A 20,434-nucleotide genomic window follows, 5' to 3' on the forward strand; every position below is an offset into this window, starting at 1 on the left:
CAAGGATCGTGCGATGTGGCCATTCTTCCAGCCGCCGCGCAAAAGGACGAGCCACCGGCTCGTGGTCGAAGAGCTCGGCCAGGCGGTCGTCGCAGGGGAATTCGCCGTCGGCGCCATTCTGCCCGGAGACGTGGAGCTTGCGGCACGCTTCAACGTCTCCCGCACGGTTTTGCGGGAAGCAATGAAGACGCTCGCCGCCAAGGGGCTGGTCGTCGCGCGCGCTCGCATCGGCACACGCGTGATGCCGCGAGCGAACTGGAACCTTTTCGACGGCGACGTGCTTTCCTGGCATTTCCGGGCCGGTGTCGATGAGGAGTTCCTGCGCCACGTCACCGAGGTCCGTCTCGCTTTGGAGCCCTATGCGGCCGGGCTGGCTGCGCGGCGCGCCTCCGACGCCGATATCTCCCACATGATGCGGCTGGCGGTCGCCATGGGCGATGCCGGGCACAGCGCGCAGACGCTGGCCATTGCCGATCTCGAATTCCATCTCCGCCTGCTCGAAGCGTCGCTCAATCCGTTCATGCAGACGGTGGGCAGCTTGATCGAGGCGGCGCTGATGGGCGTTTTCCGCTTGACCAACGCGGCCACCGATGGTGCCGAGATCGATCGTGTCGCCGTCGCACATATCCGCATCGTCGAGGAAATCCGCCTCCGCAACGAGGAAGGTGCACGAAGCGCAATGGAGCATGTGATCCGCGTGGGGCAGCAACAGTTGATCGCAAATTTGCGGGTGCGCGACTGACCCGGAGGTGAGCGCCGGACGCTTCGCAGACGCGTGGCCACAAGGTATTTTCTGCGCGGCTTGGCTTTGTCCGTCACCTGTGCGTAGGCTGCCGCTGAGGGTGAAGGCGAGCGGAGAACCGGGTGACGGAACAGGATGTGCTGATCGTCGGCGCTGGGCCGACGGGGCTGGTGCTTGCCCTCTGGCTGACCGCCCAGGGGGTGAAGGTCCGTATCATCGACAAGAACGCCGGTCCCGGCCCCACGTCGCGGGCGATGGTGGTGCATGCCCGCACACTCGAGCTCTATCGCCAGCTCGACCTGGCAACGCCGATGATCGAAGCGGGGCACTGCAACCCATCGGTCAACCTTTGGGCCAGGGGCAGGGCAAAGGCACGAATCTCCTTCAGTCCGACCGGTGCGAGGCTGACGCCCTATCCATTTGTCCTGGTCTATCCGCAGGATCATCATGAGCGGCTGCTCGCCGCACGGCTGGAAGCTCTGGGCGTCAAGGTCGAGCGGCAGACCGAGCTTGTTGGCTTCCAGGACGTCGACGGCCGGGTGAGCGCGCATCTTCGGGTGCCCGACGGCAGCGAGGTGGTCTCAATCGCGCGATATCTCGCGGGGTGCGATGGCGCGCACTCGCCCGTGCGGCGCAAGCTCGCGACCGGTTTTGCGGGCGGCACTTACAACCAAACTTTCTACGTTGCCGATGTCGAGGCGAGTGGTCCTACTGCCAATGGCGAGGTGCATATTTCGCTCGACAGCAGCGACTTTGTTGCGCTGCTCGCCTACGCCAAGGGGCGCGGGCGTCTGATCGGTCTCGTCCGCGACGAACGGGAGGAAGCGGACAGACTCACCTTCGAGGATGTCAGCCACCGGGCGATCGACGGCTTGCGGCTTACAATCGACAAGGTCAATTGGTTCTCGACCTATCACGTCCATCATCGCGTCGCTGATCGTTTTCGACAGGGACATGTCTTCCTGCTGGGTGACGCTGCACATGTGCACAGCCCCGTCGGCGGCCAGGGCATGAACACCGGCATCGGCGATGCGATCAATCTTGCCTGGAAGCTTGCGGCAGTGTTGGCGGGACAGGCGCCCGACAGCCTGCTCGACAGTTATGAACGCGAGCGCATCGGCTTCGCGCGCCAGCTCGTCGCAACCACTGACCGGCTGTTTACCTTCGTGACTGCCGAAAGCCGTTTCGCGGACGTCTTGCGTGTCGAGATCGCTCCCATTCTGGCGGGTGTCGCCCTTCGCATCGGCCGTGTTCGCGAATTTCTGTTCCGGATACTCTCGCAGACCCAATTGAACTATCGCGGTGGCCCCTTGAGCCGCGGCACGGCCGGCGGGGTGGCGGGTGGAGATCGGCTTCCCTGGGTCGATGCGGCTGGCCGCGACAACCATCAGCCGCTCACCGCCATCACCTGGCAGGTGCATGTTTATGGCACGCCGCGCGACGAGATGAGAGATTGGTGCGAAGCGCGCGGCGTGCCGCTCCATGTGTTCCCATGGACTAGGGCGCACGGGACGGCAGGTTTGGCCGCGGATACCGCCTATCTCCTGCGGCCGGATACTTACGTGGCGCTCGCCGCTGAAAAGCAGGCACCCGAGCTATTCGATGCCTATCTCGCGGAACAAGGGATCACCCTGTCCTGAGGGACATCCGCACAACAGAGCCGGAACGTCCCGAAGGCGGGTCAGGTTTGGAATTCGATCGCCGGCCTGCGACTGGAAATAGCGAACGCAAACGGGTCCAGATTGGCCCCGTCTCGATATTGTCGTCTGGGCCCAAACCTAGCCGTGGCTGGCCGGTGTCTCAGACTTTCCTTCGGTCATGCCGCTCTCAGCCGAGGCACCTTGCGCTTCGGCTGGATGCTTGGAAATGCCGGCGAGCTTGTGGCCGCGTTCGCGCAGCCACTGGAAGGCGACGTAAAGCGCGGGGATGACGAAGATACCGACGAGAGCGGCGGCGAGCATGCCGCCGGCAACGCCGGTGCCGACCGCGCGGCGGCTGAGTTCGCCGGCGCCCTTGGCGATCACCAGCGGCACCAGGCCGACGATGAAGGCGAAGCTCGTCATCATCACGGCACGGAAGCGGGCGCGAGCCCCTTCGATTGCCGCATCGACGATGGTCGCACCGGCCTCGCGGTGCGCCTTGGCGAACTCGACGATCAGGATCGCATTCTTCGAGGCGAGCGCGATCAGAACGACGAGGCCGATCTGGGCGTAGATGTCGAAGGAGAGACCGGCGACGAGCACCGACAGAAGCGCACCCGAGACGCCGAAGGCGACCGACAGCAGCACCGGTACCGGGATCGTCCAGCTTTCATAGAGCGCCACGAGGAAGAGATAGGCGAAGAGGACGGCCATAGCCAGGATCGCGGTGGTCTTGCCGGCCGCTTCCAGTTCCTGCAGCGCCGTCCCGGTCCATTCGTAGCTGTAGCCGGGCGGCAGCGTCGAGGCGGATAGCGCTTCCATGGCGGCGAGCGCCTCGCCCGAGGAATGGCCGGCGGACGGTTGGCCGTTCAGCGTGATCGACCGGTAGTTGTTGTAGCGCACGATCGACTGCGGGCCGACGATATAGTCGACCTTGGCGACCGAGGCGACGGGGACCATGTCGCCATTCACGTTGCGCACGTGCAGGCGCTGAATGTCGTCGACCGCGTTTCGGTCGGCCTGGGCCGCCTGCATCGTCACCTTCCAGGTGCGGCCGAAGAGGTTGAAGTCGTTGACGTAGTAGCTGCCGAGCGTGCCCTGCAGCGTCGTGAAGAGATCGCTGACCGAGACGCCGAGCGATTGCAGCCGATCACGGTCGATGTTGAGATAGAGTTGCGGCGAACTGGCCGAATAGGTGGTGAAGGTGGGGCCGAGCGCCGGGTTCTGGTTGGCGGCAATGATCAGCCCGCCGGCAGTCGCCGCAAGATCGGTGACCGAGCGGCCCTGCAGGTCGAGCAACTGGTATTCGAAGCCCGACCCGGTGCCGAGACCCATGATTGGCGGCAGGTTGAAGGCGAAGATCTGCGCACCACGGATCGTTTGCCCTTTGGCCATGGTGGTGGCGATCGCCGCCTCGACGCCGGTCGATGCACTCAGGCGCTCCGCAAAGGGCTTCATCGTCACGATGGCGAAAGCGGAGTTCGATTTGGAGAGGCCGTCGAGGAACGAGTAGCCGGTGACGGTGATCACATTGGCGACGCCCTCGATGCCGCCAAGCATCGTCTCCACTTGCTTCACGACCGCATCGGTACGGTTGTAGGAGGCGCCCTCCGGAAGGCGGATTTCGGTGAAATAGGCGCCCTGGTCTTCCGCCGGCAGGAAGCCCGTTGGAACGATACGGAAGAGGGAGCCCGCCGCGACGAAGGCGAGCGCCAGCAGCGCAAGGCCGATGATCGCGCGCCGGGCGATATGACCGGCCACATAGGTATAGCCGTCTCGTCCCTTGTCGATGGTCCGCGAGATATAGCCGAGAATGCCCCGCTTTGGACCGTGATGCGGCTTCAGGAGCACGGCGCAGAGCGCCGGGCTGAGTGTCAGCGCATTGATTGCCGAGATCACCATCGATACCGAGACGGCGACCGCGAATTGCTGGAACAGTTGGCCGCTCAAGCCGGGTATGAAGGCCACCGGCACGAAAACCGAGAGCAGCACGAGCGTGATCGCGACGATGGCCCCGGTGATTTCGCTCATCGCGCGCCGCGCCGCTTCCGCCGCCGAAAGACCCGGGTTCTCCTCCATCACCCGCTCGACGTTCTCAACCACCACAATCGCGTCGTCGACGACGATACCGATCGCCAGAACCAATGCGAGCAGCGACACGGTGTTGAGCGAGAAGCCCATCGCAAGCAGTACCGCGAAGGTGCCGATCAGCGCGACCGGAACGGCAACGAGCGGGATCAGCGTTGCCCGCCAATTTCCAAGGAAGAGGAAGACAATGATAATGACGAGGACGAAGGCCTCGAACAGTGTTTCCTCGACATTGTCGACGCTCGCCTCGACGAATTGCGCCGTGTCGTAGGAGACCGAGTAGGTGAGGCCCGGCGGGAACGATTTCGACAATCGCTCCATCGCGTCCTGCACGCCTTTGGCGGCGGCAAGCGCGTTGGCGCCCGGCGCCTGATAGGTGCCGATCATCGCGACTGGCTTGCCGTTGATCCGGGCGTTGGAATCGGAACTGGCAGCGCCGAGCTCGACACGCGCGACGTCGCGGATGCGCACATAGGAACCATCGGGACTTGCGCGCAGCACCACATCCTCGAACTGCTTGGGGTCGGTGAGGCGGCCCTGCGTCTGGAGATTTAACTGGAACAGCGGATCGTCGGTCATCGGCTGTGCGCCGATGCGGCCGATCGCAGCCTGGACGTTCTGCGCTTTCAGCGCGTTGATCACGTCCGTCGGCGTCAGGTCGAGGCTCGTCATGCGGTCGATGTCGAGCACGACGCGCATGGAGTAGTCCTGGGCACCGAAGAGCTGGGCGTCGCCGACGCCAGGCACGCGCTTGACCGTATCGAGCACGTTGATCGTGGCGTAGTTGGACAGGAACAGGGAATCGAAGTTCTGCTTCTCGTCCGCACCATAGATGGTGATCACCTGCATCAGTGCGGAGGACTTCTTGCGCACGCTGACGCCGCTCTGCTTGACCTCGGACGGCAGACCTGCTTCGGCGAGCGAGACGCGGTTCTGGACGTTGACGGTGGCGATGTCGGGATCGGTGCCGACGGCGAAGGTGACCGTCAGAGTATAGGAGCCGTCGGCGCCGCTCGTCGACTTCATGTACAGCATGTCGTCGACGCCGACGACCTTGCTCTCGATCGGCTGGGCGACGGTGGTTTCGACCACGTCGGCGCCGGCGCCGGGATAGCTTGCGGTGACGCTCACCTGCGGCGGAACGATGTCGGGGAATTGCGCGATCGGCAGGCGGGTGAGCGCGAGAAGGCCCGCCAGCGTCAGCACGATGGAAATGACCGTGGCGAAGCGCGGGCGATCGATAAAGATCTCTGAAATCATGGGTCAGCCACCTGCTGCCGTGGCTGCATCGACGGTGATGCCCGGTCGGACCTTGCCCGCCCCCTCGGTGATGACGTTTTCGCCCTCCTTGAGGCCCTTGCTGATGACGGCCTGGCCGCGCGTGTTGCGCGTGACGTCGACGCGGCGAAGCTCCACTTTGGAACTGGCATCGACCACCAGCACGAAGGCGCCCTGCTGATCCCGCTGGATCGCCTGCTGCGGCACGGCGAGAACCTCCTGCTTGTCGGATTGTTCAAGCATGACCCGCACCAGGGCCCCGTCGAGCAATATGCTGTCCGGATTGGGGAATTCAGCGCGTACGGTCACGGTATCCGTCCCTTGCGAGACATTGCTGGCGATGAAGTTGATCGTCCCCTTCTGCTTGTATTCCGTGCCGTTCGGCAGCCCGAGCCCGACATTGGCGCCGCCGCTGATCTCGCCCTTCAGCACACGCTCGCGATAGGTGAGGTAGAGGGCGGTCGCCACGGGGAACTGGACATAGATGGGATCAAGCCGCGTCAGCGTCACCAGCGGCCCGCTGTCCGGGCCGACGAGCGCGCCGACGTCGGCCGATGTCAGACCGATGATGCCGTCGAAGGGAGCGACGATCTTCGTATAGGAGAGGTTGAGCTCGGCATTGTCCTTGCTGCCCTTGAGCCGCACCAGATCGCCTTCGGCTTTCCTCACCTCGGCATGGGCCTCGTCGACCTTGGCCTGAGAAATCGTCTTGGTCGTCAACAGTTGCTCGGCGCGGTCACGCTCGAGGATGGCAAGTTCCTTGGCGGCCTCCGCCGCTTCGATCTGCCCCTCGATCTCCTGCACGGCGGCGCGATAGGCGCCGTCTTCGACCTGGTAGAGCACCGTGCCAGCGATGACTTTCTGCCCCTCGGTGAAGTTGACCGCCTCGAGGAAGCCCGAAACGCGGGCGCGTATATCGACTCTCTGAATGGCGGTGACCTTGCCGGTCAGGTCGACGCTCTCGCGCAGGTCCATGATTGCCGCCGGCGCGACGACCACCGCCGGAGCCTGCTGGGCAAGAGCCGCCTGCGCCGTGAGACCAACTGCGACCAGAAGCGTTGATGTAATTGAAGCTGCACGGATTCTCGTTTGACGCATGCAACGTTCCCCCTGAACGAAACAGCTTGAGATGACTTCGGCGCGCCCGGGCAGGCGTCCTCGTTGCATTGAAATCAGAACACGTTCTCTGCCTCAAGTCACGCAATCATTGGTTGATAAGGCGCCGACCACATAAATGGGACGGGTTTGCCGGAAACGGATTGCCCCGGAGGAGAACTTGTCACAAAAGCAATGGCTTGCACCGGGTGCCCTGTTCGAGGCAAAAGTGTGTTCTGGCGCACGGTTCATGGCGGAACGGTTGCGCTTGCCACTCGACGTCCATCGTTTAACGTGTGCTGCACTGTCGCGGCCGCAGGGTAAGATTTGCAACCTTAGGTGACGAACTTCGCGCGGATGCTCCAAGCGGATGCTTTAAAGAAACAGGTCCCGGCGTGACGCCGGGACCTGCAATCGATAGTGTAGCCAGACGGAATGTCAGGCGAGATCGAAGCGATCGGCGTTCATCACCTTGTTCCAGGCGGTCACGAAGTCGCGCACGAACTTCTTCTTGGCATCCGCCTGTCCGTAGACTTCCGCAATCGCCCTCAACTGCGAGTTCGAACCGAAGACGAGATCGACGCGGGTCGCCGTCCACTTGACGTCGCCGGTCTTGCGGTCGCGCCCCTCGAACACGTCCTTCGCATCCGACGTCGCCTTCCAGACCGTGCTCATGTCGAGCAGGTTGACGAAGAAGTCGTTGCTGAGCGTTTCGGCACGATCGGTGAAGACGCCGTGCCTCGTCTGATCGTAGTTCGCGCCAAGAACACGCAAGCCCCCGACGAGAACGGTCATCTCCGGCGCGGTCAGCGTCAAGAGTTGGGCCTTGTCGATCAGCAGTTCTTCCGGCGAAACCGCATATTGGGTCCGCTGGTAGTTGCGGAAACCGTCGGCGATCGGCTCCAGAACGGCGAAGGAATCGACGTCGGTCTGGTCCTGCGAAGCGTCCATGCGACCCGGCGCGAAGGCAACCTCTACCTCCTGGCCGGCTGCTTTCGCTGCCTTTTCGATGGCAGCGGCGCCGCCAAGCACGATCAGGTCGGCGAGCGACACTTTCTTGCCGCCGGACTGCGCATCGTTGAAGGCGCGCTGGATGCCTTCGAGGGTTTCGAGAACCTTTGCCAGTTGTGCCGGCTGGTTGACCTGCCAGTCCTTCTGCGGCGCAAGGCGAATGCGGGCGCCGTTGGCCCCGCCGCGCTTGTCCGAACCGCGGAAGGTCGCGGCAGATGCCCAGGCGGTCGAAACCAGCTCGGAGACCGAAAGACCCGAAGCGAGGATCTTGGCTTTGAGGTCGGCGACATCCTTCGCGTCAACGAGCGGATGATCGACGGCCGGGATGGGATCCTGCCAGATCAGTTCTTCGGCCGGAACTTCCGGGCCGAGATAGCGGGCGCGCGGACCCATGTCGCGGTGCGTCAGCTTGTACCATGCGCGGGCAAAGGCGTCGGCGAAAGCGTCCGGGTTCTCGTAGAAGTGTCTCGCGATCTTCTCATAGGCCGGATCGACGCGCAGCGCGAGGTCGGTCGTCAGCATCGACGGCGCGTGACGCTTGGACTTGTCATGCGCATCCGGGACGGTGCCGGCGCCCATGCCATGCTTCGGTGTCCACTGGTGGGCGCCGGCCGGGCTCTTCGTCAGTTCCCATTCGTAGCCGAAGAGGTTCCAGAAGTAGTTGTTGCTCCACTTGGTCGGCGTCGTCGTCCAGGTGACTTCGAGACCGCTGGTGATGGTGTCGCCGCCCCGGCCGCTGCCGTAGGTGCTTGCCCAGCCAAGACCCTGTTCCTCGATGCCCGCACCTTCCGGCTCGCGGCCGACATTGGCCGCATCACCGGCGCCGTGGGTCTTGCCGAAGGTGTGGCCGCCGGCGATCAGCGCAACGGTCTCCTCGTCGTTCATCGCCATGCGGGCGAAGGTCTCGCGAATGTCCCTGGCGGCAGCGAGCGGGTCCGGGTTGCCGTTCGGGCCTTCCGGGTTCACGTAGATCAGGCCCATCTGCACCGCTGCGAGCGGGTTTTCGAGGTCCCGGTCGCCGGAATAGCGCTTGTCGTCGAGCCAGGTCTTTTCCGTGCCCCAATAGATGTCCTCTTCCGGTTCCCACACATCGGGACGGCCGCCGGCGAAACCGAAGGTCTTGAAGCCCATCGATTCGAGCGCGCAGTTGCCGGCGAGGATCATCAGGTCGGCCCAGGAGATGCTGTTGCCGTATTTCTGCTTGATCGGCCAGAGGAGGCGGCGCGCCTTGTCGAGGTTGGCGTTGTCCGGCCAGCTGTTGAGCGGTGCAAAGCGTTGTTGCCCGGCACCGGCGCCGCCGCGGCCGTCGCCGGTGCGGTAGGTGCCGGCGCTATGCCAGGCCATGCGGATGAACAGCGGTCCGTAGTGGCCGAAGTCGGCCGGCCACCAATCCTGCGAATCGGTCATCAGCGCGAAGAGATCCTTCTTCACCGCCGGCAGGTCGAGCTTCTTGAATTCCTCGGCATAGTCGAAGGCTTCGCCCATCGGATCGGAAAGGGAGGAATTCTGGTGCAGGATCTTCAGGTTGAGTTGGTTCGGCCACCAGTCACGGTTCGAGGTGCCGGCGGATTGAGCGCTCGTCTGAGCTCCGTGCATGACGGGACATTTGCCCGTTTTGTCGGCTTTCGCGTCCATTTCTATCTCCCTTTACGATGACGTGAATTGTGCGGGTTAGAGGAAAAGCAGGCTGTGCGGGCCAACGGTTTGCCGGGCCCGGCTTGCGGCATTCTTTGTGCCGTCGGCGGTTGTCGTTGCGCGATGTGGTCTGGCCACTGGCTGCATCTCCCTCATTGCGCTGACGAGTCTATCAAAGTGGTTCCATTAATTTAAGTTGGATTTCCTGATGGTGGCGATAAGGCAATCCTATTGCCGATGGGCGACAGGGCAACAAAGGTATGCTTGCAGCCCTGTATGCATCTCTGATGACGCCCGAGCGTGTTCGCCGATTGCAGCCCACACAAGAATATTGGTGCACCGCACTCCCGCCAAACTTGCGGAAAAAAGCGCCAATGGTTAGTCACAGCCGCAAAGACTCTAAAGAGCTATCCATTCTTCGTGTCGTGAAAGGACAGACATCGTGGCTGAGACAGAAACTGGGGCCGGCAAGGGCCGTCGCAAAGCGCTTTGGGCGGCCGTCGCAGTGATTGCGATAGCGGCCGCCGGCGTGACCGGCGGCAAGTTCATGCTCGAAAAATCGGTCGATAAGTTCATCGCCGCGCGTGGTGGCAAGGCCGGCTCCGTCGAGGCGGACTTTCTCGGCCGCATTCACCTGCGCAACGTGACGCTGCCCTTTGCCAATGGCGCCAGCGTACAGGTCGCCGCGATCGATGGCCGTCCCAAGATCTTCTTCCTGAGCGGCAAGCTTGAGGTGAAGGGACTTGAACTCGACATCGCCGCAGGAAAGTTCTCCGTGCCGCATGCGGTCCTCGAGGAGCCGGACTTCTTCGCTGCCGCGCTCTCCAAAACAGGCGATCAGGGTGAGTTGACGACCCTGAAACGCATTGAGCGCTTTGCCGCAAAACGGATCTCGGCGCCGGAGGCGACAATCAGCCAGGATGTGGCCGGTACCGAGCAGAAGACGGTCTACAAGGATCTCGCCCTCGAGGATATCGCCGGCGGCCGCGTCGCCCGTTATTCGGCCAGCGGCGCAAGCTTCGCCTTTGCCATGGATGTTCCTGACGGAGAAGGCGCAACGAAGCGCGAGCAGATGAACGGCTCGATCGGGGCAGTCACGGGCGAGAACTTCGATGCCGCCTATCTGGCGCGGATCTACACGGAAAAGGCCGGCCCCGACGACAAGGAGCCGAAGCCGCTCTATGGCCCGATCACGGTGAAGAACCTTGCCTTCTCCGACGGCAAGGCGAAGTTCGGCTATGACGAAGTGCGCAGCAAAGGCTTCACTGCGCGCATGCCAGCGGAACCCCTGCTCGAAACGTTCGAGAAACTGAAAGGAGTGACGGACCCCGAGGCGTTGCCGCCGGCCGAGCGGCAGGCGTTCTTCAAACGCGTCCTTTCGGTCGTCGACATGATCGGCAACGGCGACATCGAGTTGTCGGGCCTCAAGATGGAAGCGCCCGACAAGAGCAGCGAAGAGGAAGGCAAGACCATCAAGCTCGCTGTCGACAAGATGGCGATGCAGCTCGATGGCCGCAGCTTCGACGGTTCCATCCACGGTCTTTCCGCCGGCGAAGGTGCCGACTACGTCAAGCTCGCCGAAGCAAGCATCAAGGGCTTCTCCTGGGCTCCGACCATGGAGGCGCTCACAAAGCTGGCGGGGCTGAAAGAGGAAGAGTTTGAAACCTTCCCCTTCACGACGTTGATGCCGGAGTTCGGAACGATCCGCATCGCCGGACTGGACGTGGACATGCCTGGCACCGCGCCGACAAGCATGACGGACAGCGAAATCAGCGAAGACGACCAGAGCGCCATCGAAAACGAGACCGACCCGTCGGTCAACGCCGAGCCGGCGCCGGATGAGGCAACCGATGGTGATGCCGCGTCCGATACTGCTGCCTCAACCGATGGTGATGCCTCGACGGATGGCGATGCCGAATCCGAAGCAGAGGTTCCGGCCGATGGCCAGGACGATCCGATGGCCGAAGCGCCGGCTGAGCAGGCTGCCGTGCCTTCGGTTCCGGAACGCGTGCGCTTCACGCTCGACAGTTACGAACTGGCTTTGACCAAGCCGCGTAACGGCATTCCGACGGATGTTCGGGTCAGCTACCGCGATCTCAGCGTGCAGGTGCCGGCTGATACGCAGGACGAGGGTTTCGCGACGCTGCGCAAGCTGGGTTTCGACAAGCTGGTGTTCTCCTCCAACGTCGAACTCGCCTGGGATGAGCCGAACGAGAACCTCGTCATCAAGGACATCTCCGTGAACGGCAAGGACATGGGCAGCTTCTCCTTCTCGGGCTTGATGGGCGGCGCCAGCAAGGATTTCTTCTCCGGCGACATGACCGCTGCGCAGGTGGCGCTCTTCGGCCTCACGGCCCGGGAAGCCACGCTCAAGCTTGAAGACAAAGGCATCTTGGCCAAGGGCATCAAGCTCTATGCCGAGGACAACCACATGACCGAGGACAGCGTTCGTGGGCTCCTCGTGCTGATGACGAGCGCAGGCGTGCAGCATTTTGCTGCCACCCAGCCGAAGCTGCAGGAGGCGGCAAGTGCGTTTACCCAGTTCATCAGCAAGCCTGGCGCCTTCACCCTGAAGGTCAAGGCCAAGGATGAAGCCGGGATCGGTGCTCTCGAATTGATGGGCGCTGCTGAAAACCCCGCGCTTCTGCTCGAGAAGGTCGACCTCGAAGCCACGGCACAGTAATAACGCGATCGCGGGCTGCGTCAGTCGACGCGGCCCGCGTCTCTTCTACCTGTGGGTTCCTCGAGGAATTCTCGCAGTGCCATCATTTCTTCCCGTCCGATCTCATGCGTGCCACGATTGTAGAGGGCTCGGACATCAGCCTTTTGTCCCGCAAGATAATCGACCAGCCGTTCGGTAAGCGCCAATGGGCGAGCCGGATCGTCCTGGCCGCCCGTGACCAGGACCGGCTTGCCCGCAAGCCCGACATTGCCGGGCGGCGTCCACGCAACGAGGGGATGCAACAAGGCGGCACGATCGAACAGATCGGGGCGTTTGAACAGGAGCGCCGTGAGCACCGTCGCTCCGCTCGTGCAGCCGATCCCGTAGGCGGCCCTGCCAGGATATACGCGCCGCTTATCGGTAACGACGTTTGCCAAGTCTTCCACATGGGCAGCGAATGCCTGCATATCGGCCATCGCGTCGCTGACCCGGGAAGGGCGCGCGGGATTGGTATCGCTCGTGGCTTTATGGAAAGAAAACACCCGGGCATCCGGTAGGATACTGGCGATCAGCCGGGCGACCGGATCGTCCGGACCGGGATCGTAAAAAGCAAAGACGATCGGTTCGTCGTGCTTGAAACGTTCCACCTGCTCGTCGAAACGTGAGATTGTCATGCTGCCACTCCCGATTTGGGAGATCGAAAGGCCGTCGCCGAGGCAGCGGTCACTACTGCCTGATCCCGGTCAGCACGCCACGCGTCGCGCTTCTCCCATGACAAGGATCGGTGCATTCACGACCAAAGAGAATGGCAATAATATTGACATTATTATTGCACCTATTGCAATAATTTCGCATGAGCGATTTGAGTGATATCCGCGTCTTCCTGGCGGTTGCGAAACAGCGAAGCTTTACCGCTGCGGCGCGCCAGCTTTCGATGACGGCGCCAAGCGTCACCCGTGCGGTCAGTGCCTTGGAAGACGACCTCGGGGTTCAATTGCTGCTGCGCACGACACGCCAGGTATCCTTGACCTCGGCCGGCGCGGTCTATGCGGCGCGCATCGAGCCATTGATCCGCCAGTTCGATGAAGCGCGCGAGGATCTGCGTGAGCAGCACGGCGACGTCGCCGGACTGATCCGCATCAACGCGCCGCTGTCGCTCGGCCAGCACATCCTGCCGGATATCGTTACCGGCTTTCGCACCGAGCATCCAGGCACACAAATTTCGCTGTCGCTAACCGACCGGCTCATCGACATTGTGGCCGAGGATTTCGATCTTGCTGTCCGCGTGTCGGAACCGCCGCGCGACAAATCGACGATCTGGCGCCGGATTTGTCCGGTGCGACGCGTGCTGGTCGCGTCGCCCGGTTACCTCGCCAGATATGGATCCCCGCAGACACCGGATGATCTCGACCGTCACGGCTGCCTGGCCTATGACGGACAGGCGATCTCGGAGACTTGGGAGCTGACATCCCAGGGCCGGACGCGAAGGGTCAGGGCCGGCCAGACCTTGGCTGCCAACAATGGCGAGTTCGTCGCGAGGCTTGCGGAAAATGGAGAGGGCATCGCGCTCCTGCCGCTTTTCATTGTCGAAGATGCGCTGGCAATGGGCGCGCTCAGGCAGGTTCTCGAGGGGTGGGAGGCCCCGCAACTATGGCTCACGCTCTATTATCCGCCCTATGAACGGCTGCCCCTGAGGGTTGCCAAATTCTCGGATTTCTTCGAGAGCTATGTCACGGAAACGCGACCACTCTAGGCTGATCGGTTCATGTCGAACGGATTTTCCGTCAATAGGGAGTCGTTTGCGGCTAAATGTGAGCAAAGGATACAAGAAATTGGCGGCAGCGCGCCGCATGTTTTCCCTGACATGGAGGGCAATCGCGAGATGATCCCCTGTGCGTTCGCCATCGGGTCGATCAAGCATTGGGGCCGGTTCCACGCGAGGAATGAACTCCATCGCCAGGAGGCGAGGGTGGACGGCAGGTTATGACAGATCCGAATGGCATTGGAGCGCATTTCGGCGAGCCGAAGGCGCGGTCGCTCATGGTTCGGCCCGTCCGCGACGCCCGGTTTTCGGTGACACGTCTGCAGTGCCGGCTCGATGGAGCATTGAGCCGTGTCGTCTCCCTTCCCGCGGACGACGCCTATTTCCTGATGTTCTATTTCAAGGATGTCATGCATTGCGACGTGGTTGCGGGCGAAAGCGACAGTGAAATTCGCCGTTACCGGCAAGGATCGATCTGCCTCGTCGATCTCGTTCAGGGCGCCAGCATCCGTCTTGTCAGCGATCTCGATTCACTCGCCTTTCATCTGCCGCGGGCCTTGTTCCGCGAAGTCTCCGAGTTCTCGCACGCTCCCGCCGCCACCGGTCTGCGGTGCCGCCGCGGCGAGATCGACGACGTCATGCACAATCTTGCCTTGGCCCTGCTGCCGCTGCTTGCGGAGAGCGAGAACGAACCTGGTCCGGTTCTACGGCATATCGCCGTCGCCATTTGCGCACATCTCCTGCACTCCTATCCGGATCGCGCCACTCTATCCGGCGGCCCGGATCTCACCGTATGGCAGGAGAAGGCGGCCAAGGACTTCATGATCGACCATTGGGCCAAGGACTTTTCGATGGCGGCGGCGGCGGCGGCGGCGAACCTGTCGCAGGGCGACTTTGCCGCAGCTTTCGTGGCCCTGACGGGACAGACGCCAGAAGAATGGTTGATGCGCTACAGGATCGGTCGAGCGAAACGCTACCTGATCGAGGAGGGCTGGTCGTGCGCCAAAGTCGCTGCCAGTTGCGGCTATGCCGACGAGCCGCGTTTCATCGAAGCCTTTCGCGAGGTGACAGGGGTGACGCCCGCCGCCTGGCGTGCGCGCTGGCTGCAGTGAGGGGATACGACGTTGACCCATGAAGCTCTGAGAAGCGCTGCAGGAATTGCCGCTGTCATGTGGTGGCCAACCGGTGTAGCATCTGCCCGGCCGCTGAAGCGGGCCGCCGAGCTGCAAATCGGGAGAGCGTGACCGATGGCCTTGCATGAGGGATTGAGCGCCGGCGATCGCACGTCGCGCCCCACTGTCAAAAAAATCAGCGCGGGCGAGATCACCGTGACGAGAACCTTCTCGGATCGCTTCGATCTGGAGCGCGGGCCGATGATCCCCGTCGCCGACGCCTTCAACGTCATCGTCCAGATGCGCGATTTCGAGGCGCATCGGCTGTGGCGCCGCGGCGAGCTCGTCTACGAAGGCGGGCACTCAAAGGCCTCGCTCGCGATCACCGACCTTCGGGATCAATGGCAGTGCCACCACCTGTCTCCCTTCGACAATGTCCGCTTCCACATCCCCTTTTCCTGCATGCGAACCTTCACCGAAAGGGCAGGGCGCGGCGAGTATGTGTCGCTCTCGCCGGTGCAGGGTCAGGTCGATCCGGTGATGTTCGGCCTCGCCCAGGCATTGCTGCCTTCGCTCGACGAGCCGGACCGGGCCAATCTGCTTTTCGTCGAGCAGATCAACCTCGCGGCACTGGCTCATCTCAGCCAGACTTATGGCGGCTTGCATTTCCCTGTCGACAAGAAAGGCACGCTGGCGCCCTGGCAGGAGAAGCAGGCAACCGAATTTCTGGTCGCACACTTCAACAAGGCGTTTTCGATCGGCGATCTCGCGGCCCAGTGTGCGCTCTCGCGCAGCTATTTCAACAAGGCTTTCAAGGAGAGCTTCGGGCGCACGCCGTCCAGGTGGCTGACCGAATACCGGATAGCGCGGGTCAAGGAGTGTCTGCTTCAGGACACCCCTCTTGCCGAAGTCGCGATCCACTGCGGTTTTGCCGACCAGAGCCACATGACCCGGGTTTTCACCAGCCAGACGGGGGAAACGCCGGCGCGTTTCAGGAAAAAGAACCGCTCCGTCAGCGTGGCGGCCGATCGATCTCATCAATAGCGCGGAAAGAGGGCGCGCCCTCATGCGGATCATTCAAAATACATGAAAAGCGTGCAAGAATGCCGCCGCGGTCGAGGCAATCATAGGCCGCTCCTGCAGACGATTTGGTGATTATCAGAATGAATTGCGTGCACCCGTTTCAAGCGCGCCGCAATCGACGCGTCGGCCTCGTTCCGCGCTTTTCGTTTTCATCGGCGCTGCAAGAGGTATTGGCGAGTGGTCGCGACAAACAGGAGCGAAGACGATGACGAATGCCTCCGCTGCCTCGGTCGGAACGCGACCGCGCGATAGCCTCGGATGCTCGCTCGACCAACTCGATGACGACAGGACGATCGAAGGCCGCGACATGGTCTTTTATCGCAAGCGATCGCTTGCCGGGCCGCCGGGCCGGGTCACGACGCCCGGCAATGGCCGGGGATATCTGATTGGCCTGTCGCTTGCAGGCGGCCATAGCCGCCGGGTCTTCGGGGAGCATCATTCGGCGATCCAGGAATTCGGCCAGAACTCGATTTACGTCAGGAACTTCGCCGACGATTACAAGGCGGATCTCAAAGGGTCATTCGACTTCACCCTGCTTGAAATCGGCTACGGTGCGCTTCAGCGCATTGCGGATGCGGCAGATCTTACCGGTGTCAGCGAGCTCAGATCCATTTCCGCCTCGCCCGATCCTGTTCTCGGCGGCATGCTCGGCGCCTTGTTTGCGTCGGTGGACGGCCACACGGATCGAAGCGCCCTGTTCGTCGACCAGCTCTCGGTCGCAATCGGCGTGCATATGGTGCGACAGTACGGCAACGGTTGCGGCGATAGTTTGGCGGGAGGACGCAGGCTCTCGCAGCGCTGCCAGGCAAAGATCCGCGAACTCGTGCAATCCCGTCTTGACGGCGAGCTCACCGTCGAGGAACTGGCCTCGACCTGCAACCTGTCGCAGGCCGCTTTTCTTCGCGCCTTTCGGGAGACCATGGGAAGCACGCCGTATCGCTGGCTGCTGCAGCAAAGGATCGAAAAGGCCAAGGACCTGCTGCAGTTCTCCTCCACATCGCTGAGCGAGATCGCGACCACCTGCGGCTTTTCGGATCAGAGCCATTTTACCCGTGCCTTCGTCCAGGCGGTCGGGACGACACCGCGTCTGTGGCGGCGCAGCCGCCAGTCGTAACCCACTGAATACACACGCGCCCGCCACGGCAAGGCGAGCGAAATTTTCAAAAATCCATCTTTGGCGACAAGAACGGGACCGCGGTCGGCGGCATAATTGGACCTCTCCGATCGGAGTTAGTTTCAACAGAAAGAGGCCACGACCATGTCCGCGACAGCGACCCCCGGCAAACTCCTCGTCTCGCCCAGGGACCACACCCTGATCATGATCGACTTCCAGTCGCAGATGTCCTTTGCGACCAAATCGATCGACGCGGTTCTCTTGCGCAACAATGCGGCGCTGGTCGCCCATGCGGCGGCGGGATTCGGCGTTTCGACCATTCTCACCACCGTGGCCGAAAAGACCTTCTCCGGCCCGATGTTCTCCGAGCTCACCGATGCCTTCCCGGGCCAGAAGCTTCTGGACCGCACCTCGATGAACACCTGGGAAGACGCGGCGGTGATCGAAGAGGTCAACCGCATCGGCAAGAAGCGGCTCGTCATGTGCGGGCTGTGGACGTCCGTCTGCATCGTCGGTCCGACGCTGTCGGCGCTCGACCAGGGTTTTGAGGTCTATGTCATCGCTGATGCCTGCGGCGACGTCTCCGACGAGGCGCATGAGCGCGCGATGGACCGCATGGTGCAGGCCGGCGTACGGCCGATGACCTCGCTGCAATACATGCTCGAGCTTCAGCGCGACTGGGCGCGCACCGAGACCTACGACATGACCACCGGTATCGCCAAGAAGTTCGGCGGCGCCTATGGCCTCGGCATCATCTACGCCAAGTCGATGTTCGGCGCTTCCGAAGGGCACTGACGGGACGCTCTGATCCAAGCGGGCGCCGCGCGTTCCTCTGAACGCGCGGCGCCCGAGATGAACGCTCCGGCCGTGCGTGCGCTCGCCGGGGCGGCAATGTCATTCGTGAAGGAGTTGGCGATGAAGATGTATCTTCTCTCGCTCGGAGCCGGGGTGCTGGTCGGTGTCATCTATTCCCTCTTGAACGTCCGCTCGCCGGCGCCGCCGGTCATCGCGCTGGTCGGACTGCTCGGCATCCTCGTCGGGGAGCAGTCCGTCCCGCTGGTCAAGCGCGTCCTGTCGGGTGAACCGGTCAATCTCAGCTGGTTCAATCTGCAGTGCATGCCGCACATGTTCGGCCATCTCCCTGGCGGCGCACAGCCCACCGCCGGCAAGGCGAAGGATGCGGCGATCAACGATGAAAGGATCGGATGATGCCGACGCGACGCTCCTTCCTCGGCGCGGCATCGTCGCTTGCCCTGCCTGCCCTTTTTTCGTCGGTCCGTAGCGCCGGCGCCCAACAGACCGGAGACACCTCGATGACGCCCGACCTGATCCTTCACAACGGCCTTGTCACGACGCTCGATCGCGCCAATCCGGCTGCGACCGCGATTGCGATCAAGGACGGCCTCATTCTCGCCGTCGGCGATGATCGGACGATCATGGCGCTGGCCGGGTCAGCCACGAAAAACATCGATCTCAAGGGCAAGCGCGTCCTGCCGGGCCTCAACGACAACCATACCCACGTCGTGCGCGGCGGTCTGAACTTCAACATGGAACTGCGCTGGGACGGGGTGCGCTCGCTCGCCGATGCCATGGCGATGCTCAAGCGGCAGGTGGCGATCACGCCGGCGCCGCAATGGGTGCGCGTCGTCGGTGGCTTCACGGAGCACCAGTTCGCGGAGAAGCGGCTGCCGACCATCGACGAGATCAACGCCGTGGCGCCGGATACGCCGGTGTTCCTGCTGCATCTCTATGACCGGGCGCTGCTCAATGCCGCGGCGCTTCGGGCGGTCGGCTACACCAAGGACACGCCGAACCCGCCGGGCGGCGAGATCAGCCGTGACGCCAACGGCAACCCGACCGGTCTGCTGCTGGCAAAGCCGAATGCCGGCATCCTCTATTCGACGCTCGCCAAGGGGCCGAAACTGCCCTTCGACTATCAAGTCAACTCGACCCGCCATTTCATGCGCGAGCTCAACCGGCTGGGGGTGACCAGCGTCATCGACGCCGGCGGCGGCTTCCAGAACTACCCGGATGACTATGCCGTCATCCAGAAGCTGGCCGACGAGGGCCAGATGACCGTGCGCCTCGCCTACAACCTCTTTACCCAGAAGCCGAAGCAGGAGAAGGAAGACTTCCTGAAGTGGACCTCCTCGGTCAAATACAAGCAGGGCAACGACTACTTCCGCCACAATGGCGCAGGCGAGATGCTGGTCTTCTCGGCCGCCGATTTCGAGGACTTCCGCGAGCCGCGTCCGGACATGCCGCCGGAGATGGAGGGCGAGCTCGAAGCGGTCGTCCGGATCCTGGCCGAGAACCGCTGGCCCTGGCGGCTGCATGCGACCTATGACGAGACGATCACCCGCGCGCTCGACGTTTTCGAGAAGGTCAACCAGGATATCCCGCTCTCCGGCATCAACTGGTTCTTCGACCATGCCGAGACGATTTCCGACCGGTCGATCGACCGGATCGCCGCACTCGGCGGCGGCATCGCCGTCCAGCATCGCATGGCCTATCAGGGCGAGTATTTCGTCGAGCGTTATGGCCATGGTGCGGCGCAAGCGACACCGCCGGTGGCGAAGATGCTCGAAAAGGGCGTCAAGGTTTCCGCCGGCACCGACGCGACCCGCGTCGCTTCCTATAACCCCTGGGTCTCGTTGTCCTGGATGGTCACTGGCAAGACCGTCGGCGGCACGCAGCTCTATCCGCGCGCCAATTGTCTCGACCGCGAAACGGCACTTCGGATGTGGACCGAAAAGGTGCAGTGGTTCTCCAACGAGGAGGGCAAGAAGGGGCGCATCGAGAAGGGGCAGTTTGCCGACCTGATCGTGCCGGACAAGGATTATTTCAACTGCGCCGAGGACGAGATCTCGTTCCTGACCTCGGAACTGACGATGGTCGGTGGCAAGATCGTCTATGCGGCGGGAGATTTTGCGCCCCACGACGAAAACCCGGTGCCGCCGGCGATGCCTGACTGGTCGCCGGTCAGAACCTTCGGCGGCTATGCCGCCTGGGGCGAGCCCGATGGTGCCGGCAAGAATTCCCTCAGGCGGACCGCGATCACCTCCTGCGGCTGCGCCAGCCATTGCGGCGTCCATGGTCACGACCATGCCGGCGCTTGGACGTCAAAGCTGCCGATCGCCGATCTCAAGGGCTTCTTCGGGGCGCTCGGCTGCTCGTGCTGGGCCGTGTGAGGACAAGCGGAGGGCATACCA

Annotated in this window: 14 protein-coding genes; 10 read left to right on the top strand and 4 right to left on the bottom strand. The window is 62.8% G+C overall.

All coding sequences use genetic code 11. The features are described 5' to 3' along the window. Positions 1-13 precede the first annotated feature (13 nt). Both AC1Z3V_RS09390 and AC1Z3V_RS09395 read left to right on the top strand, forming a co-directional pair. Positions 14-742: a FadR/GntR family transcriptional regulator gene (locus AC1Z3V_RS09390; RefSeq protein WP_429818129.1), complete on the top strand. Its 729-nt coding sequence runs from the start codon at positions 14-16 to the stop codon at positions 740-742. Between the two features lie 122 nt (positions 743-864). Next, entirely contained in the window at positions 865-2,382 is a 1,518-nt protein-coding gene (locus AC1Z3V_RS09395; RefSeq protein ID WP_483498458.1) for an FAD-dependent monooxygenase, read from the top strand. A gap of 138 nt (positions 2,383-2,520) precedes the next feature. On the opposite strand, the gene AC1Z3V_RS09400 is transcribed toward AC1Z3V_RS09395, so the two are convergent. The 3 genes from AC1Z3V_RS09400 to katG form a co-directional block, all read right to left on the bottom strand. Continuing rightward, the gene (locus tag AC1Z3V_RS09400; protein WP_483498459.1) at positions 2,521-5,730 is read right to left on the bottom strand and encodes an efflux RND transporter permease subunit; all 3,210 of its coding nucleotides are present in this window, start codon (positions 5,728-5,730) and stop codon (positions 2,521-2,523) included. 3 nt (positions 5,731-5,733) lie between these two features. Continuing rightward, positions 5,734-6,846, bottom strand: coding sequence for an efflux RND transporter periplasmic adaptor subunit (locus tag AC1Z3V_RS09405; RefSeq protein WP_483498460.1), 1,113 nt, complete (start codon positions 6,844-6,846; stop codon positions 5,734-5,736). A gap of 435 nt (positions 6,847-7,281) precedes the next feature. Further along, positions 7,282-9,489, bottom strand: a complete 2,208-nt coding sequence (gene katG / locus AC1Z3V_RS09410; protein WP_483498461.1) for a catalase/peroxidase HPI — start codon at positions 9,487-9,489, stop codon at positions 7,282-7,284. A gap of 442 nt (positions 9,490-9,931) precedes the next feature. On the opposite strand from katG, the gene AC1Z3V_RS09415 reads away from it, so the two are divergent. Further along, entirely contained in the window at positions 9,932-12,172 is a 2,241-nt protein-coding gene (locus AC1Z3V_RS09415; RefSeq protein WP_483498462.1) for a hypothetical protein, read from the top strand. Positions 12,173-12,192: 20 nt separating this feature from the next. On the opposite strand, the gene AC1Z3V_RS09420 is transcribed toward AC1Z3V_RS09415, so the two are convergent. Continuing rightward, positions 12,193-12,798 carry an alpha/beta hydrolase gene (locus tag AC1Z3V_RS09420; RefSeq protein WP_483498463.1) on the bottom strand — a complete coding sequence of 202 codons (606 nt, stop codon included), beginning with the start codon at positions 12,796-12,798 and terminating at the stop codon, positions 12,193-12,195. A 206-nt stretch (positions 12,799-13,004) separates the two neighbouring features. Between AC1Z3V_RS09420 and AC1Z3V_RS09425 the strand changes: the two genes are divergently transcribed. The 7 genes from AC1Z3V_RS09425 to AC1Z3V_RS09455 all read left to right on the top strand — a co-directional run bounded on the left by AC1Z3V_RS09425 (position 13,005) and on the right by AC1Z3V_RS09455 (position 20,413). After that, the gene (locus tag AC1Z3V_RS09425) at positions 13,005-13,904 is read left to right on the top strand and encodes a LysR family transcriptional regulator (RefSeq protein ID WP_483498464.1); all 900 of its coding nucleotides are present in this window, start codon (positions 13,005-13,007) and stop codon (positions 13,902-13,904) included. A gap of 230 nt (positions 13,905-14,134) precedes the next feature. Next, positions 14,135-15,025 carry a helix-turn-helix domain-containing protein gene (locus AC1Z3V_RS09430; RefSeq protein ID WP_483498465.1) on the top strand — a complete coding sequence of 297 codons (891 nt, stop codon included), beginning with the start codon at positions 14,135-14,137 and terminating at the stop codon, positions 15,023-15,025. A gap of 135 nt (positions 15,026-15,160) precedes the next feature. Continuing rightward, positions 15,161-16,069: a helix-turn-helix domain-containing protein gene (locus AC1Z3V_RS09435; protein ID WP_429818145.1), complete on the top strand. Its 909-nt coding sequence runs from the start codon at positions 15,161-15,163 to the stop codon at positions 16,067-16,069. Between the two features lie 244 nt (positions 16,070-16,313). Then, a complete protein-coding gene (locus AC1Z3V_RS09440; protein WP_483498466.1) occupies positions 16,314-17,222 on the top strand; it encodes a helix-turn-helix domain-containing protein in 909 nt (302 codons plus the stop codon). Positions 17,223-17,366: 144 nt separating this feature from the next. Then, a complete protein-coding gene (locus AC1Z3V_RS09445; RefSeq protein WP_483498467.1) occupies positions 17,367-18,017 on the top strand; it encodes a hydrolase in 651 nt (216 codons plus the stop codon). A gap of 120 nt (positions 18,018-18,137) precedes the next feature. Beyond that, positions 18,138-18,431: a XapX domain-containing protein gene (locus AC1Z3V_RS09450; protein ID WP_483498468.1), complete on the top strand. Its 294-nt coding sequence runs from the start codon at positions 18,138-18,140 to the stop codon at positions 18,429-18,431. Next, a complete protein-coding gene (locus AC1Z3V_RS09455) occupies positions 18,431-20,413 on the top strand; it encodes an amidohydrolase (protein ID WP_483498469.1) in 1,983 nt (660 codons plus the stop codon). The genes AC1Z3V_RS09450 and AC1Z3V_RS09455 overlap by 1 nt, the downstream gene beginning before the upstream one ends. Positions 20,414-20,434: the final 21 nt, after the last annotated feature.

The sequence above is a fragment of the Ensifer sp. 38_S197 genome (assembly GCF_056924495.1).